The organism is Sphingopyxis sp. LARHCG72, assembly GCF_052871675.1.
In genome coordinates this window covers 1-15707 of sequence record NZ_JBIXJU010000019.1, presented here as the reverse complement: position 1 = coordinate 15707, position 15707 = coordinate 1, and the positions used below count along the sequence as shown (strand labels likewise).

14 protein-coding genes and 2 pseudogenes are annotated in these 15707 nt (G+C 62.7%); 12 read left to right on the top strand and 4 right to left on the bottom strand.

The window, feature by feature from the left end; genetic code table 11:
* Window positions 1–349: 349 nt before the first annotated feature.
* A pseudogene (locus ACIPPQ_RS21675) lies at window positions 350–951 on the bottom strand (transposase); the annotation flags it as partial.
* Between the two features lie 155 nt (window positions 952–1106).
* On the opposite strand from ACIPPQ_RS21675, the gene ACIPPQ_RS21670 reads away from it, so the two are divergent.
* The 4 genes from ACIPPQ_RS21670 to ACIPPQ_RS21655 all read left to right on the top strand — a co-directional run bounded on the left by ACIPPQ_RS21670 (window position 1107) and on the right by ACIPPQ_RS21655 (window position 5209).
* The gene (locus ACIPPQ_RS21670) at window positions 1107–1400 is read left to right on the top strand and encodes a hypothetical protein (RefSeq protein ID WP_446546113.1); all 294 of its coding nucleotides are present in this window, start codon (window positions 1107–1109) and stop codon (window positions 1398–1400) included.
* 86 nt (window positions 1401–1486) lie between these two features.
* Window positions 1487–3127, top strand: a complete 1641-nt coding sequence (locus ACIPPQ_RS21665) for a GMC family oxidoreductase (RefSeq protein ID WP_446546112.1) — start codon at window positions 1487–1489, stop codon at window positions 3125–3127.
* 173 nt (window positions 3128–3300) lie between these two features.
* Complete coding sequence (locus tag ACIPPQ_RS21660) at window positions 3301–4572, top strand: c-type cytochrome (RefSeq protein WP_446546111.1); 1272 nt, start codon at window positions 3301–3303, stop codon at window positions 4570–4572.
* 25 nt (window positions 4573–4597) lie between these two features.
* Entirely contained in the window at window positions 4598–5209 is a 612-nt protein-coding gene (locus tag ACIPPQ_RS21655; RefSeq protein WP_446546110.1) for a sugar dehydrogenase complex small subunit, read from the top strand.
* Window positions 5210–5602: 393 nt separating this feature from the next.
* On the opposite strand, the gene ACIPPQ_RS21650 is transcribed toward ACIPPQ_RS21655, so the two are convergent.
* Window positions 5603–5980 carry a TrbC/VirB2 family protein gene (locus ACIPPQ_RS21650; RefSeq protein WP_446546109.1) on the bottom strand — a complete coding sequence of 126 codons (378 nt, stop codon included), beginning with the start codon at window positions 5978–5980 and terminating at the stop codon, window positions 5603–5605.
* Between the two features lie 179 nt (window positions 5981–6159).
* Here ACIPPQ_RS21650 and ACIPPQ_RS21645 point away from each other — a divergent pair, with 179 nt between their 5' ends.
* Genes ACIPPQ_RS21645 through virB11 form a run of 8 tightly spaced genes read left to right on the top strand, consistent with a single transcriptional unit; the run spans window position 6160 to window position 13914 of the window.
* On the top strand, window positions 6160–6474 hold the full coding sequence (locus tag ACIPPQ_RS21645; RefSeq protein ID WP_446546108.1) for a TrbC/VirB2 family protein: 315 nt from the start codon (window positions 6160–6162) through the stop codon (window positions 6472–6474).
* 3 nt (window positions 6475–6477) lie between these two features.
* On the top strand, window positions 6478–6762 hold the full coding sequence (locus ACIPPQ_RS21640) for a type IV secretion system protein VirB3 (protein WP_446546107.1): 285 nt from the start codon (window positions 6478–6480) through the stop codon (window positions 6760–6762).
* Window positions 6741–9110 carry a VirB4 family type IV secretion/conjugal transfer ATPase gene (locus tag ACIPPQ_RS21635; protein WP_446546106.1) on the top strand — a complete coding sequence of 790 codons (2370 nt, stop codon included), beginning with the start codon at window positions 6741–6743 and terminating at the stop codon, window positions 9108–9110. Before ACIPPQ_RS21640 ends, ACIPPQ_RS21635 begins: the two co-directional genes overlap by 22 nt.
* A gap of 2 nt (window positions 9111–9112) precedes the next feature.
* On the top strand, window positions 9113–10348 hold the full coding sequence (locus tag ACIPPQ_RS21630; protein ID WP_446546114.1) for a type IV secretion system protein: 1236 nt from the start codon (window positions 9113–9115) through the stop codon (window positions 10346–10348).
* Window positions 10345–11127 (top strand): virB8 family protein, encoded by a 783-nt coding sequence (locus ACIPPQ_RS21625; RefSeq protein ID WP_446546105.1) that lies wholly within the window; start codon window positions 10345–10347, stop codon window positions 11125–11127. Before ACIPPQ_RS21630 ends, ACIPPQ_RS21625 begins: the two co-directional genes overlap by 4 nt.
* Window positions 11124–11825 carry a TrbG/VirB9 family P-type conjugative transfer protein gene (locus ACIPPQ_RS21620; RefSeq protein WP_446546104.1) on the top strand — a complete coding sequence of 234 codons (702 nt, stop codon included), beginning with the start codon at window positions 11124–11126 and terminating at the stop codon, window positions 11823–11825. Before ACIPPQ_RS21625 ends, ACIPPQ_RS21620 begins: the two co-directional genes overlap by 4 nt.
* Window positions 11822–12925, top strand: coding sequence for a TrbI/VirB10 family protein (locus tag ACIPPQ_RS21615; RefSeq protein ID WP_446546103.1), 1104 nt, complete (start codon window positions 11822–11824; stop codon window positions 12923–12925). Before ACIPPQ_RS21620 ends, ACIPPQ_RS21615 begins: the two co-directional genes overlap by 4 nt.
* Complete coding sequence (gene virB11 / locus ACIPPQ_RS21610; protein WP_446546102.1) at window positions 12922–13914, top strand: P-type DNA transfer ATPase VirB11; 993 nt, start codon at window positions 12922–12924, stop codon at window positions 13912–13914. The genes ACIPPQ_RS21615 and virB11 overlap by 4 nt, the downstream gene beginning before the upstream one ends.
* Before the next feature lie 342 nt (window positions 13915–14256).
* On the opposite strand, the pseudogene ACIPPQ_RS21605 reads toward virB11, so the two are convergent.
* Both ACIPPQ_RS21605 and ACIPPQ_RS21600 read right to left on the bottom strand, forming a co-directional pair.
* Window positions 14257–14664, bottom strand: a pseudogene (locus ACIPPQ_RS21605) (transposase); the annotation flags it as partial.
* Window positions 14665–15058: 394 nt separating this feature from the next.
* Window positions 15059–15707 (bottom strand): RHS repeat-associated core domain-containing protein (locus tag ACIPPQ_RS21600; RefSeq protein ID WP_446546101.1); only part of this gene is annotated, 649 nt, incomplete at its 5' end.

Below are 15707 nucleotides of genomic sequence, written 5' to 3'. Positions count from 1 at the left end.
CGGAAAATAGGGCTGAAGCCGAGCCATCTGCTCGTCCGTCAGCCAATACAAATCACTCATCCTTCAGGCTCCTCACAGCGAGCCTGAATCACAGCCGTCACCGCAAATCAATGGGTCCTGACCCTAAGAAGCTTCTCGTAGGCCACCATCATGCCGTTGACGCTGGACGATGGCCCCCAATTCCTCCGAGACGCAAGCGCCGACACGTTAGTGAAAGTGACCAACTCGTTAGTGGCCGTGTTCATCCGGCCGGGAACGCTAGCACTACTTTGGCAGAAGTTTGATTGTCGAGGCGGCGATGCGATGTCCGCATTGCGGATAACAAGCTGGCGGCGGCTTGGACAGGTGATCAAGAATGGCTTGCCAGATTGCTAGCGAGCTCGGCTGTGGCGGCGCGGACCTGCGATTCTTTTTTTCCGTCCCGCCTGAACGAGGCGGCGGGATTGCAGGAAGGCATATGCGATCATGATCGACCTTCAAAATGGTCGAGGCCCGCTCTTCCTTGAGCTGTTGATGAGCTTGTTCGCGGATTCACCTTGCCTTGATGGCGCCGGCGATATCCCGGATCGGCGTCTCTGCTGGCAGGTTCGAGAGATAATATTTTCGCGCGCCGCTGGAGCGATGCTCGCCAGCCAGGCTCCTTCCCCCGGGCATATGCAGCGCGCCCGAAGCGCCGATGCGTTGCGATGAGCCATCGGCGATGCGGACGCGCATGGCGGCAAAGCGCGCGCTCAGACGTCCCTTCATCCCCCCGGCGCCAACTGACCTGTCGCCATTTTGCCTCGTCGAGCATGGTGTGGGCGGCACGCGATGCGGTGTCCGGAACATGGTGCTGCCGGGGGCGTCAGCGTCCCGCCACAGGAAGAAGAGTTGCACATCGGTCGGATGGTCCCGTGGGATACCGACAGCCCAGTGCAAGCCTCTTGCGCTCAGCGCCTGACGGAAAGAGGCTAGTGGCCTGCTGCCGGTTTGATGGACACCAAGATAAATTCATTCAGGCCACCCCAGCTTCACGTTCGACGTCGATAGGACTGGGGTAATCCAAGGTCGAGTGATACCCCAATGGCCGAAATAGGGTGGCTAGTTGGTAGCTTCACGGCTCACTCATGAGTATCCTCGACTTCGTCAATGAGGTGCCGAAAACCGAGCCCGACCGAGTTATAACAAAGCCGGTCTCGAGTCCTGAGCACACCGATGTTGCCATCCGCCGGAAGTGGCGACATGAGCCTTGGAGTATCTATTTTCGGGCTTTTGTCATGCGACCGGATTCTCCTCGCGCGGCCGTGGCGCCCTTCGCGGCAGGCCCGGTACGAATGGGCAGCGCCACCTTTTTCTCGAAAAATCCATTGCTGTGCTTCTTGGCGGTGCACGATCGCGTGTGCGCTGCGTCTTCTGATTGAACGACGCGGGGCGCCTCATGTGAGATGACCGGGACGGGCTCGAAGAACAGGTCCCTCGGGCGGGGCATATAGGCAAGGGGATCGCCATGGCGAACAAGACCAGCGCGGACGTCGTGATCGCCGGAACGGGCATCGTCGCCTGCCTGATAGCCGAGCAAATGCTCGATGCGGGACTATCGGTGCTGATGCTGGAAGCCGGGCCACGCATCGATCGCGGGCGCATCATCGAGAACTACCGGAACATGCCGCCGGTCTCGAAGTTCGTTGCGCCGGATGGGCCCTTCCCGCCCAAGCCCTGGGCGATGCACCCGATGGATTTCACGGGCGACCCCGACAAGGACTATCTGCTGACTACCGGCCCCGACGCCGTGGCCTATCAGCAAAGTTACGTGCGCTATGTCGGCGGCGCGACCTGGCACTGGGCCGGCACGCTGTGGCGGCTGACACCCGAAGACATGATGCTGGGCTCGAAGTTCGGCGTGGGGCGCGACTGGCCCTTCGACTATGCCACGCTCGAGCCCTATTACACGCGCGCTGAATATGCGATCGGCGCCGCCGGCCCGTCCGACCCCGCTTTGCAATGGCCGCCGATCCGTTCGAAGCCCTATATGATGGAAGCGTTTCCGTTTACCGTGGGACAGCAGCGCTGCGTCACTGCGGCCGAAGCGATCGGCTTGCGGTACATCCCTGTCGCCCAGGCGCGCAACAACAATCTCGCCTACCAGGGTCGTCCCCCCTGCTCGGGCAACAACAACTGCATGCCGGCCTGCCCGATCGGGGCCAAATATGACGCCTATAGCGCCCTGCTGCGTATTGAGGCCAAAGGAGGCGAGGTGCTGGCCAATGCGGTGGTCTACCGCATCGAAACCGACGACAGGAACAGTGTTCAAGCGCTGCACTACTACAGCCCCGACAAGCAATCGACCCGTGTGACCGGCAAGACCTTCGTGATCGCCTGCAACGGCATCGAGAGCCCGAAGCTGCTCTTGATGTCGAAGAACGACAGGAATCCGAACGGCATCGCCAACAGCTCCGATCAGGTCGGCCGCAACATGATGGACACGCCCAAGATGGTGGCGATCGTCGCGTTCAAGGAGCCGGTCTGGTCGGGCCAGGGGCCGGTACTGACAGGGGCTATCATGTCCACCTCGCAGGGCGAATTCCGCAGCCGGCATGCGGGCGGCCAGATCAACCTGGTTAGTTTTTCGATGGCCGGCGCCGCCGGACTGAATGCGCTCAAGAAAAAGCTCGTGGGTAAGGCGCTGGACGAAGATATCCGCCGCGAAACCGCCTGTACGGGCCTGATCAATATCGAGCATGAGGTTTTGCCCGATCCGAACAACCGCCTCACGCTGTCCGACAAGAAGGATGTGCTCGGCCTCAACAAGCCCAGCGTATACTATGACGTCGGCGATTATGTGCGCAAGGGAGCCGACCTGCACACCCTTCCCATCGCACAGCGTTTCGCCGAAGCAATGGGTGCCGAGAAAGTCACCCGCTTGCCGGGCTTCAGATCCAGTCAGCACATCATGGGTGGTACGATCATGGGCAACGATCCGATGACCTCGGTCGTCGACGCCGACTGCCGCGCCCACGATCATTCCAACCTGTTCATTCCGGGTGGAGCCGCCATGCCCACAGGCGGGGCGGGCAACAGCACCTTGACGATGGCTGCGCTGGCGATGAAGGCGGCCGACGCCATCCAGGCGCAAGCGAAGCGAGGATGAGGACGATGCGCCCATTCACCTCCGCACTCGCTCTTGCATGTGCAACCTTGGGCGCCGCTGGCCCAGCTCGAGTCCAAGCGGCATCGCCCGGCAACGCGGAAATCGAGCGCGGTCGCTATCTGGCGGTTGCCGCGGACTGTGCCGCTTGCCACTCGGCGCCGGGCGGTCAGCCGATGGCGGGCGGCCTGCCCATCTCCTCGCCTCTGGGCACGATCTATTCGACCAATATCACCTCGTCGAAGCGATATGGCATCGGCAACTACACGCTCAAGCAGTTTGCACAAGCGCTGCGCCAGGGCGTGCGTGCCGATGGCGCGCACTTATATCCGGCCATGCCCTATGCATCGTACAGCCTCCTGGTGGACGATGACGTCAAGGCGCTGCACACCTATTTCACGCAGGCCGTCGCGCCGGTGGATCGGCCATCGACGACGAAGACCGACCTGCCCTTCCCGTACAACATGCGCTTCTCGATGATGGCATGGAACGCGCTGTTCGCGGGCGGCAAGCCGTACACGCCCGATCCCGCCAAATCGGCCGAATGGAACCGCGGCAAATATCTTGTGGAAGGCGCGGCGCATTGCGCCGAATGCCACACGCCGCGCGGCTTCTTCATGCAGCAGGATCGCTCCAAAGCCTTTGGCGGCGCCGTGCTGGGCTCCTGGTACGCGCCTAACATCAGCTCCGACCCCGTGGCGGGGATCGGCGCCATGAGCGCCGATGAGCTGTTTCAATATCTGAAGGCCGGCAAAGTGAAAGGCAAGGCACAGGCCGGCGGCGAAATGGGCCTGGCCGTGGAAATGAGCTTCAGCAAGCTCACCGATCGCGATCTGCGGGCCATCGTCAGCTACATCCGTGACCTCCCGCCTATCGCTGACGCCTCGCTAACAAAGCCGAAATTCGCCCAAGGCCAACCCTATACCGAAGTGTCGAAGTTCCGCGGCGTCGGCGACGTCAGTTCCGACAACGCGCTGGCGGGCGGCCCGGCGCAATTGTTCGCGGCCAATTGCGCGAGTTGCCACGGCGTCCGTGCCGAAGGCTCGCTCGACGGATATTTCCCCAGCCTGTTCCACAACTCCGCGCTCACGACGGGCGGCGGCCGCAACCTGGTGGCGACGATATTGTTCGGCCTCAGCCGCAAGGGGGCGGACGGCTTGGCTTTCATGCCTGGTTTCGGGGGTAAGGCGACCGATATCGCCGCCTTCAGCGACGACGAGGTGGCCGAGCTGGCCAACTATCTGCTGCGCCATTATGGCGATGCCTCCATCGCGGTGACGCCACAGTTGGTGGCAGAGGTTCGCGCCGGCAGAGCCCCCAAGCCGGCGCTGGCGACGCTCGTCGATATCGGCAAATGGGCCTTCCCGGTGTTTCTCATTCTGTTTGTGCTCTGGCGTAGGGCACGCCGGTCGCGCGCCAAGGCACGCATCGCTTCCGTTGCCGCTTGAGCGGGCTGTATGGAAAGGAAAAGACATGAGCATGATGGCTTCCTCCGCGAGTGAGACCCCGGCCTCGGATGGCGCCATGCCGGAAGAGGCGAGCCGGGACGCGATCTCGCGCAGAACGTTGCTCAAAGTCGGTGGCGGAACGCTCGGGCTAGCGGCATTGGGCACCGCCCTGGGGCACGCTGTCGCCGCGGCGACGGGCCCGGGTGCCAGTACCGGAGAAGCCGCCGTCGCTGCAAATGCCGACAAGTTCATGAGCGCCTCCAGGCTGCTCATTCAGCACCGGCTCTCGCCCGAAACCGGCGCGCGCATGGCGGCGTTGCTGCGACCGATACTCCCTTCGCTGGATGCCGACCTGGATGTGATCTTGCGCACGGCGCACGAAAAGAACGCGCAGACCGTCGAGGATTTCTTCGATGCACTACCCGAAGGCCAGGTCAGGGACACAGCGCATCGGATCATCTTCGGCTGGTACGCCGGGGTCGTTGATGAAAAGCCGGACGCCGAAGTGTTCGCCTACGAGGAAGCCTTGATGTATCAGCCGACGAAGGACGCCATCGCCATTCCGACCTATTCACTCAACGTTCCGGAGCATTGGACGAAGATCAATCCCGCCTTATCGGCCATGCCGGAGTTTTGAGACCTGATCTGCCGGTTCGCGACGCCGATAATAGGCGATGCCGCGGGCTTTCAGCACGACCACCGCTGGATCATGGCCGGCCATGAGCTCACGACTTTGCGCGCGTCGGCTTACCGAAGGGATCGGGCTATGGGCGCAAACTTCCCCCGTCAACGATCGGCCCGTTAGCTCTGGAGCAGAAAGAAAGCACGGTCTGCTTACGGGGGGCGATGTCTGCGCAGGTGAACGACATCTCGTTCGATGCGTCTTCCTCTTGACCCGCAAGCATGGATTACGCCCCTTCTTCGCGAGAGAGGCGTTTCCTGACGCTAGCGGATCAGTTCGCGGGAGGACCTGTCAATCGAATATATGAAGATCTTCGAGATGCCCATGGCTCGTCCCAAGACAATATGGCTAGCGCGCCGATGGCACCGACGCGCCAGCATAGGGGTCGTAAACACGGGACGGCGGCGTTGCCGGTCGCACGGTGCTCGACAAGGGGCCGGGATCCTGAGTCGCGACCAGGCTTGGCCGCGTATCCGCACCCGCAAGGCCGGTGAGTGCAGCGGCAATGCCGGCGGAGCCGAACAGGATGAAGCAGCCAAGGACGACCGTGATGCCGCGCCGCACTTCGAGCCTGCCCGAGAGCATGAGGAGCCCGATGGCTGCCACCGCAATCACCGCGAGGGCAGTCGCCACACTGCCCAATGCGGCGCCCTGGACCCAGATGATACCATCGACGAGGGCGCTGCGTGCCGGCGGATCGGTGAGCGACAAATCGGGTGAGTACATCGGATTTCCTCATCGGTCTTTGCAGAAAGACATCTAATCATGTTGCCGCGCGGCGAACAAGTTTCATCGATATTCTTACGATCTTACAAGGGGTCGATTCCGTCTTGGCAGCGCCGCGGGGGGAGCAATGACGCGATGAATGAATTTTATAGCCGGAGTGCAGAATGAACGGGGCGAGAATGAAAAGCAGAATCTCCGGATGGGCAGGCGGGATAGTTGGGCTTTTGTATGCCGCAACTGCGCAGGCACAGGAAATCGCCGATCCGGCGGGGTCGGGTGTGCTGGTGTCGGCGGTGCGCTGGCTCGAGGGTACGCTGCTCGGCACGATCGCAACGGTGGTCGCGGTGATCGCCGTCGCCACGGTTGGTTTCATGATGCTCACCGGACGGATCAACTGGCGCTACGGCGCAACGGTGATCGTCGGATGCTTCATCCTGTTCGGCGCCGCGAGCATCGTCGCGGGCATCCAGTCCACCGCCAATTTGGGCCGCTGATCGATGAACGGGGTCGAGCGCGACTCGCTGTTCGTCGCGCTGACGCGTCCGCAGATGTTTGCCGGCGTCACCTATAGCTATTTTGTCGCCAATGCGGTCCTCGCGACCGAATTATTCCTGATCTTCCGCACCGTCTGGGCGCTGATCATCGCGCTGGCCGTCCATCTGGCGGGCGTGCTTTTGTGCCTGCGCGAACCGCGTTTCTTCGACCTCTGGCTTGCCAAGGTCGGGCGCTGCCCGCGCGTGCGCAACCATGCGATCTGGCGATGCAACTCCTACCGGCCCTAGCCCCTTCCTCCAAGACCGTCGCCAAGGAGGCGCCAGCGGGGCGCCACCTGCCCTATGGTCATCATGTCGACGATCACACGATCGCGACGCGCGACGGGCTGCTCATGCAGGTCATCGGCCTGCGCGGCATGTTGTTCGAAACCGCCGATACCGACGAGATCAACTATCGCAAGCGGCTGCGCGACGCGATGCTGCAGGCGATCGGATCGTCGCGCTTCGCCATTTATCACCATATCATCCGTCGCCGCATCGAAACCGGGCTGGGTGGGCAGTTCGATGACCCCTTCTCGGCGAAACTCGATGCGGCTTGGCAACAGCGGCTCGACCGGCGCCAGCTGTTCGTCAATGATCTGTATCTGACCTTGATCCGCCGCCCGCTGCAAGGGCGGGTCGGCCTGCTGGATGGGCTGCGCGAGAAGCTCGGCCGCACCAGTTCGGTAGCGGAAACAGCCGCGCATGATCTACGCCAGCTCGATACGGCGCGCGAGGCGTTGATGGCCGCGCTCGGCAGCTATGAGCCGTCGCTGCTCACGGTCTACGAAGGAAAGGCCGGGCTCTGCTCCGAGCCGCTCGAATTTCTTTCAACCCTCTACAATGGCGAAAACCGCCCGGTCCTGCTCCCGACACAGGATATCGGTGCCTATCTGCCCGACCGCCGGATCAGTTTCGGGCAGGAGGCGATCGAGCTCGGTCCGTCGGGTCATACCGATCGAAGCTTTCTGGGACTTGTGTCGATCAAGGATTATCCTGGGCAGACGAGCCCCGGCATGTTCGACGAACTGCTGCGCTTGCCTTTCGAACTCACCGTTTCGCAATCCTTCGGGTTCGTCGAGCGTCAGTCGGCGCTCGAGCGAATGAACCTGACGTTGCGGCGGATGCGTTCCGCGGAGGACGAGGCGCTCAGCCTGCGCGCCGAACTCTCGAACGCCAAGGACGAGGTAGCCGCCGGACGATCGGGGTTCGGCGAGCATCATATGACGATCGGCATTCGCGGGGCGTCGCCCGACGAAGTCGATGCCGGGGTTGCCGAAGTCCAGGCGGCGCTTGCCGATCTTGGCATCATCGCGGTGCGTGAGGAAATCGCGCTCGAGCCTGCCTTCTGGGCCCAGTTTCCCTGCAACTTCAAATATATAGCGCGGCGCGGCCTCGTCTCGACGGGCAATTTTGCGGGGCTCGCCAGCGGACATAATTTCGCGCTGGGCCAGCCGCACGGCAATCATTGGGGCGATGCCGTCACCCTCTTCGAGACCACCGCCGCGGGCCCCTATTTCTTCAACTTCCACCAGGGCGATCTCGGCAATTTCACCATCATCGGACCGTCGGGATCGGGCAAGACGGTGGCGCTCAACTTCCTGCTGGCGCAGGCGCGCAAGTTCGATCCGCGGATCGTCTTCTTCGACAAGGACCGCGGCGGCGAGCTGTTTATTCGCGCGATCGGCGGGCGCTACGATGTCCTGCGTCCCGGCGCACCGTCGGGCCTCAATCCGCTCCAGCTTGAGGACAGTCCGGCCAACCGTCAGTTCCTGATCGACTGGCTCGCGCTCCTCGCCGGCGGTGCTGGAGTCGACGAGCAGGCTCAGATCAAGGACGCGGTTGACGCCAACTATGCGCAGCCGCCGCATCATCGCCGGCTGCGCCATATCGTTGAACTGTTCCGCGGCGGGCACCGGCCGCACGCCGACGATATGTGGTCGCGCCTCAGGCCTTGGTGGGGCGATGGCGAGCGAGCCTGGCTGTTCGACAATGCCGAGGACGCAACCGATCTGTCGGCCCGATCTGTCGGCTTCGACATGACGCAGATACTGGACGATCCGGCGGTGCGCACCCCGGCGATGATGTATCTGTTCCACCGCGTCGAAGAGCGGCTCGACGGCAGCCCGGCGATCATCGTCGTCGATGAGGGCTGGAAGGCGCTTGACGACGATGTCTTCGTCCGCCGGATCAAGGATTGGGAAAAGACGATCCGTAAGCGCAACGGCATCGTTGGCTTCGCAACGCAAAGCGCGCAGGATGCCCTCGAAAGCCGGATCGCCAGCGCGATTATCGAGCAGGCGGCGACCCAGATCTTCATGGCAAACCCGAAGGCGCGCGCCGCCGACTATGTTGACGGGTTCGGGCTGACGCCGCACGAATATGAACTGGTGCGCTCCTTGCCCGACAGCGCGCATTGCTTCCTCGTCAAACATGGCAATGAAAGTGTTGTCGCGCGCCTCAACCTGTCGGGCGAGCGCGAACTGCTGACGATCTTGTCGGGGCGCGAGCGGACCGTGCGCCTGCTCGACGAGCTCCGCGCCGAACATGGCGACACACCTGAAGCCTGGTACGACGCGCTGATGGAGCGCGCGTGAACATGGCGGTCTGCGATACCATTCCCGCCCCCGAGAGCTTCGCGCCGAGCATGCTCCGCTTCCTCGACTGTCAGGCGCAGATCATTGGCGCCGAAGGCTATGGTGCGCTCGCTTCGCCGGGATCGTCCGCGTCGATCCTGCTGACCGGCATGACGACCTTGCTGATCGCGCTCATCGGCTACCGGATGCTCCTCGGGCAGACGCCGACGATCCGCGAGGGCGTGCTGACCTTCGTCAAGATCGGGCTGGTTCTCGTGCTCGCCACCAGCTGGCCCGCCTATCAGGCGCTGGTCTATAATGTCATTCTCCATTCGCCCGCCGAATTCGCCTCCACGATCGGCGGCGCTGCCAACCTGCCGGGAAGCGGCGGCGGGCTCGTGGCGCGGATCGACGGCGTCGATCAGGCGCTGAAAATCCTCGCGATCGAAGGGGTCGGTCCGCTCCCGCTCGGCGCAGATGGGCTTCCCCGCATACTCTCCGTTCCCCCGCCGCCCTTCATGGGGTTCGACAATTTTGCACTGGGCTTTGCCCGGGTGATCTTTCTTGTCTCGACCATCGCCTCTTTTGCGGTTGTGCGGATCGCGGCGGGCCTGTTGCTCGCGCTGGCGCCGCTGTTCGCCACCTTTCTCTTATTCGACGGGACGCGCGGTCTGTTTGCAGGCTGGATCAAGGCGCTGATCGGCACCGCGCTCGCGAGCCTCGCCATCGCGATCACCCTCGGCGTCGCGCTGGCCTATCTCGAGCCCTGGCTTGCCGGTCTCCTCGCCCGGCGCGCCAGCGGCCTCGACATCATTGGTGTGCCTGCGCAATTGTTCGCCGTGACGACGATCTTCGCGATCACATTGGTCGCTGTGCTGACCCTTGTCGGGCGGGTGGCGATGAGTCTTCATATTCCCGCATGGATGCAGGCATGGCCTGCCGGTGGATCGGGCCATCGCATGCTGAGTGCCGAGACGGCACGGCAGCCCGCGGCTTCCCACGCGCCGATCGAGAGCCGCTCGCGCGCAGCGGCGATTGCCGACGCGGTCGCGATCAACCAGCGCCGCGAGGCTGTCGCAGCTGACCTTGCTGGCGCCAGCGGCGCGACCGGCGGATCGCGTGCGGTACACATCGCCCGAAGCGCTGCCCGGCAGGATATGGGTGAGCGCTATGGCGCGGTATCTGCCGCCGCCTCGCCGGGCCGCCGGACCCGGCAGCGAATATCGACACGTGCACTTGCCAGGGATCGGCGACCATGAAGAAATCCAGCCGCGAAGCCCTTGATGCCTATTTTGCCGGCGCTGACAGCTGGGCGAAGGATCGCGAAGACGCATTGCTTACGTCGCGGCGCACGGCCTGGTGGGTCGCGGGCGCAGCGTCCGTCATAGCAGTGTGTGAAGCGCTGGCGCTGCTGTTCCTGACCCCGCTCAAGACTGTCGAGCCTTATACCTTGCTCGTCGACCGCCAGACCGGTTTCGTGCAGCCGTTGAAGCCGCTCGAGCCGCAGGCGATATCGCGCGACCGCGCGCTGACCCAGTCCTTCCTCGTCCAATATGTCATTGCGCGCGAAGGCTTCGATGTGAATTCGCTGCAGAGCGACTATCAAAAGGTCGGGCTCTGGTCCGCCGGAACGGCACGCAATAGCTATCTGTCCGAAGTTCAGGTCTCCAATCCGGAAAGCCCGCTGGTGCGGCTGCCGCGCTCGTCGCTGATCGACGTGCAGGTCAAAAGCGTCACCCCGATGGGCGACGACACGGCGATGGTCCGTTTCGACACGCAGCGACGCGACGCGGGCGGTCAGGCGCATCCTGCGCAGCCTTGGGTCACGGTCGTTCGCTACGGCTATAGCGGCGAACCGATGAGCGCTGCGGACCGGATGATCAATCCGCTGGGCTTCAAGGTAACCGCTTATCGCAAGAGCGCCGAAGCGCTGACCGTCCCCGAAGCTGCAGCGCCCGTGGCATCGACACCGCCCGCGGTTGCTTCCAATCCGTTGCCCGCACAAGGCGCCGGGCAACCCATCCAGGGGCACCCATGACCGGCGGCCGCGCGCTTGGCATTCTGTTGGCGCTGCTGGGAACCGGCGCCGAAGCGCAGGTGCGCCCGCAGCCCGGATATGGCGATGCGCGCATGCAGACGATCGACTATCGACGCGACCAGGTGGTCCAGATCGAGGGGTCACCCGGCTATCAGGTTCTGATCGCGCTCGCGCCCGATGAGCAAGTCCAGAATGTCGCGGTCGGTGACAGCAGTGCCTGGCAGGTGGTCGCGAGCCAGAGCGGAAATATGCTGTTCGTGCGCCCGATGCAGGGCGGTGTCAGCACCAATATGACGGTGATTACGAACGCGCGCTTTTATGCGTTCGATTTGGCGCCTGCAAACGGAACCCCGCCTTATGAGGTGCGGTTTCGCTATCCTGCCGAACAAATGGGCGACCCATCTGGCGTTTCGAGCGAAGTCACAGAGCCGGTCGGCCTCTATCGCCTCAGCGGTACCCAGTCCCTATGGCCCGCGCGGATCAACGATGATGGCGTCAAAACCTATATCGATTGGCCTCATGATGTCGCGCTTCCCGCGGTATTCATCATCGACGATCATGGGCGCGAGCGGCTGGCCAACGGGAATATGCGCGGCGGCCTCTATGTCATCGACAGCGTTCATGAGCAGCTCTTGTTCCGGATCGACCGGAAGACCGCGCGTGCGAAACGTTACCTGGCGAAGGATGGCGCATCATGAGCGTTCCCGACACGGACCCCGCCGCCTCTCCGGTCGAGGCAACCGAACGTGGTGCGGTGCCCAGCGTCGCCCGCCCGCGCGCCGGGCTTCCGGGCGCAGCCATATTGATCGGTGCGATCCTGGCTGGCGTGCTGCTCTTCTCGGTCCTCGATGCGCGCCGCCGTGCACTGTCAGCGCCCGCGGTGCGTCCAGCGCGCGCCGATCTCGTCGGTGCGTCGCAGGCACTGCCGCCACTCTATATTCCGCCGGTGCCGCTTGTCGCCATCGCACCGCCACTCGGCCCTCAGGCGGACGCAGCACCGGCAATTCGTGCTCCGCAACCGCAGTTCGTCCCCGCGCCGTCCCCGGCGCCGTTTCCCCAATCCACACCTCCGCCCTATGCGCCTCCGTCCGCCCCGGCACCCGCGCCGCGCACGAGCGGCGGCGCGATCCTGGTCGTCGACTCGCAAGCGCGTGCGCCCGCTGATGGCGCGGCCCCGCCAGCGGCGGAAAGCAGACAATCTCCGGGGCAGGGCGGCGCCGCGGCGCGCAGCCGGGCGGGATCAATCGCGAACCGCGCGACCACCGTGCCGCAAGGCACGCTGATCCCCGCGGTCCTCGAAACTGCGCTTGATTCAACCGGTGCGGGGTTCGCGCGCGCGCTCGTGCAGCGCGATGTATATGGGTTCGACGGCACCCGCGTGCTGATCCCGCGCGGCAGCCGCCTTATCGGCGAATATGCTTCCGATACCAGCCCCGGCCAGAAGCGCGCTTTCGTAACATGGGCCCGGCTGATCCGTCCCGACGGTGTGACGATCGCGATCGGATCGCCCGCCACTGACCCGGTGGGCGTTGGCGGTGTGCGTGCCAAGGTCAACAGCCACTTCTTCGAGCGCTTCGCGGGTTCGATCCTGCAGACGGCGATGCTGATCGGCGGCAATCTCGCCATGCGATCGGTCGGCGATTCGGTTGTTGTCGCACTCCCTGGATCCTTTCCCGGCGCTGCGACTATAACGCCCGCCACGCAGATTCCGCCGACGCTCAGCGTCCGGCAGGGAACGAGCGTCAGCGTATTCGTCGCGCGCGACCTCGACTTCACCGGGGTCGAGGCGCCGCGATGATGACGGCGGACGTCGCTGATCGGGTCTATCTCGGCAGCTATCTCGTGCCGCTGTCCTTCGCGCTTGAGCGCGCCGATGTCACCGACATCTATATCAATCGGCCCGGCGAGCTGTGGCTGGAGACACTTGGTGGTGCGATCGAACGCCACGAGGTTCCGGCACTGGACGGACCGCTGCTGGCCCGGCTGGCACGACAGGTCGCCTCACTCAGCCATCAAGGTATCAGCCGCGAGCATCCCTTGCTCTCGGCGAGCCTGCCTGACGGCTCGCGCATCCAGATCGTCGCGCCGCCCGCGACACGCGGCGATCTCGCGATTGCGATCCGCAAGCATGTGTCGGCCGATCTCACGCTCGATGATTATGTGTCCGCGGACGCCTTTCGCAACATTCCGAAGCCGGGGCATGGGCAATCGGCTGTTGTCGATCGGGTGAGGGGGCTCGTCGATGCCGGCGATATCGCCACCGCACTGCGCGAGGCGGTACGCGGCCGCCTCAACATATTGATCTCCGGCGGCACCTCGTCGGGCAAGACGACCTTCCTCAATGCGCTGATCCGGGAAATTCCGGTTCAAGAGCGGCTGATTCTGATTGAGGACACGCCCGAGATCAGGCTGGCACATGAAAATGCCGTCGGTTTGGTTGCGGCTCGCAGCGCCTTGGGCGAGGCGGCCGTCACGGCGAACGATCTGGTATCCGCCTCACTCCGCATGCGCCCCGACCGCATCATCCTGGGCGAACTGCGCGGACCCGAAGCATTTGCCTTCCTGCGCGCGATCAACACCGGCCATCCGGGGTCTATGACCACGATCCATGCGGACAATGTCGAGCGGGCATTCGAGCAGCTTGCGCTGCTGGTCTTGGAAGGCGGCTCCACGCTTCGGCGCGAGGATATCCTTGCCTATGTGCGGACTACCGTCGATCTGGTCCTGCAACTCAGCCGCGACGCAACCGGGCGGAGTGTGTCGGGGATATCGGAGCGGGCAAGGTGAAGCGGAAGCGCCGCAAATAGGATGGAACATGGGAGCGCATCCTATTTGAAACGGATCGGCGGGCCGGATAAGGAATGGGCGCTGATCGGACCGTCCTGCGGGCGATATCGCCCTTATTTTGGAGACATGGATGTCAATCGCCCGGACGGGATCCCAATGGCGCCACCTGCTAGCACTACTTTGGCAGAAGAGTGATTGGTATATTTTCTAACAGCTCTCTGCGATGAAGCAATCGGTCGGTGGCGGGCGTGAGAGAGGATGGCTTGCCGGACTGCCGGCAAGCTCGGCTGTGGCGGCGGGCCTGCGATTCTTTTTTCCCGTCCCGCTTGAGCGAGGCGGCGACGCCAGCGTCACCGATACAAGCGTCTGGCAGCTGGCATTCTTGCCCAGCGCCGACGCATATTGCGGCGCTACCCCAACCGATGCCGTTCCCTTCTTCGGCGGCGCGGTGTCGTCGATGATCAGCCATGCCCTGCCGCCGCCGACCAGCGCATCGGCTTGGCTCCACAATGTCGCCTCCAGCGCTGCGCTGTCCCAAAGGCCCGTACCGATGAAGTGATGCAATCGGTCGTAGCCCACTTCGCTCGTCCGCGCGGTCATCGGCTGGATGCTCTTGCGATCTCCCGGCCCGATCAATCCCGCGACATAGGCCGGACACATCCGCTGCCGCGCCTTGCGACCAAGTCCCTTCAGAGACGGCTCCAGCCAACGCTCCAGTTCATCCCGCCAATCACCGTCCATCGCCGACATCCTCCCAACGTCGGCTCCCTATGAATCACCCATCAACCGGAAAGGGAATCCCAAAAATCAAACTTCTGCCAAAGTAGTGCTAGTAGTCCAACTTAATCTCCGCCAATCCCGTCGAGCAACCCTTTACTTACTTTGTCAATGAAAGATATATTCCGAGCTTGGATTTATTTGAAAAATATGCGCTGCCAGCTCCAGTTGGAGAAAGATATATACTCTGCTCGGATTCATCTTCCGATAGTTTTTCAAAAAGATTTGACAAAAACTTCATCGTATTTCGGTCACCCTCAATTAGAAAGCAATCCAAATTTCCGGTTTCGTCCTCGATAGTGTCTATTCGTATTTTAGGATCATAGCCATGATTCTGTAAAAATTCTCTGAGTTTCATTTTTCTACCTCAAAGTTTTTTTGGGCGCCCATCAGACCAAACGTCACGGCTTCTAACTCCCCTCTCATAAGCACGACGATTTTTATATACAGAATAGTGATCCTTGTGAAGTAGATCTTTCTCATACACCTCGCCAGTTTCGATGTTTTCTTTTCCTTTCGTTCCCCGAACAGGCCTGAACTTTTCTTTGGCGTTATCGGGCGTATCCTCTAAGGCAGTATCACCCTCATCGCCAGCATCATCTTCATCTTTTGTGCTGCACAGAAAAGAACATATGAATTTTCCGATCCTCTTGAAGCCTCGCTCGACTCGCAGCGTGGCCGGCTTGGCCCAGAGTTCATTGTCAGGGGTGCCGGGGATAATCCACTCGGGAATTAACGGCAGCGGTTTGGGCCAGCCTGTTACGACAATAGATTCTGTAGTTTCTGCCTGCTCCCCACTGGCGTCCTTGCCGTTGAGCGGATCATTGCCGACGTATGCGTAGAGGTTGAGCTGATCGTCATATCCGATGGGGTCGGTCTGTAGGAATCCATCGAGGGTCGGCGAATAGATCCGAGCCTTGTAGTACCACATGCCCAGCTCGGGAATCCACGCCTGTCCGGTATAACCGAAGCGCCCATAGACGTTCCGGCCGAGCGCGGTGGTCGCCGGAACGCCA

Coding starts and splice junctions, on each gene's coding strand:
- ACIPPQ_RS21650 (WP_446546109.1), bottom strand. CDS start 5,980: ATGTACTCACCCGATTTGTCGCTCACCGATCCGCCGGCACGCAGCGCC.
- virB11 (WP_446546102.1), top strand. CDS start 12,922: ATGATGACGGCGGACGTCGCTGATCGGGTCTATCTCGGCAGCTATCTC.
- ACIPPQ_RS21640 (WP_446546107.1), top strand. CDS start 6,478: ATGAACGGGGTCGAGCGCGACTCGCTGTTCGTCGCGCTGACGCGTCCG.
- ACIPPQ_RS21660 (WP_446546111.1), top strand. CDS start 3,301: ATGGCGGGCGGCCTGCCCATCTCCTCGCCTCTGGGCACGATCTATTCG.
- ACIPPQ_RS21625 (WP_446546105.1), top strand. CDS start 10,345: ATGAAGAAATCCAGCCGCGAAGCCCTTGATGCCTATTTTGCCGGCGCT.
- ACIPPQ_RS21615 (WP_446546103.1), top strand. CDS start 11,822: ATGAGCGTTCCCGACACGGACCCCGCCGCCTCTCCGGTCGAGGCAACC.
- ACIPPQ_RS21645 (WP_446546108.1), top strand. CDS start 6,160: ATGAAAAGCAGAATCTCCGGATGGGCAGGCGGGATAGTTGGGCTTTTG.
- ACIPPQ_RS21635 (WP_446546106.1), top strand. CDS start 6,741: ATGCAACTCCTACCGGCCCTAGCCCCTTCCTCCAAGACCGTCGCCAAG.
- ACIPPQ_RS21620 (WP_446546104.1), top strand. CDS start 11,124: ATGACCGGCGGCCGCGCGCTTGGCATTCTGTTGGCGCTGCTGGGAACC.
- ACIPPQ_RS21655 (WP_446546110.1), top strand. CDS start 4,598: ATGAGCATGATGGCTTCCTCCGCGAGTGAGACCCCGGCCTCGGATGGC.
- ACIPPQ_RS21670 (WP_446546113.1), top strand. CDS start 1,107: ATGAGTATCCTCGACTTCGTCAATGAGGTGCCGAAAACCGAGCCCGAC.
- ACIPPQ_RS21630 (WP_446546114.1), top strand. CDS start 9,113: ATGGCGGTCTGCGATACCATTCCCGCCCCCGAGAGCTTCGCGCCGAGC.
- ACIPPQ_RS21665 (WP_446546112.1), top strand. CDS start 1,487: ATGGCGAACAAGACCAGCGCGGACGTCGTGATCGCCGGAACGGGCATC.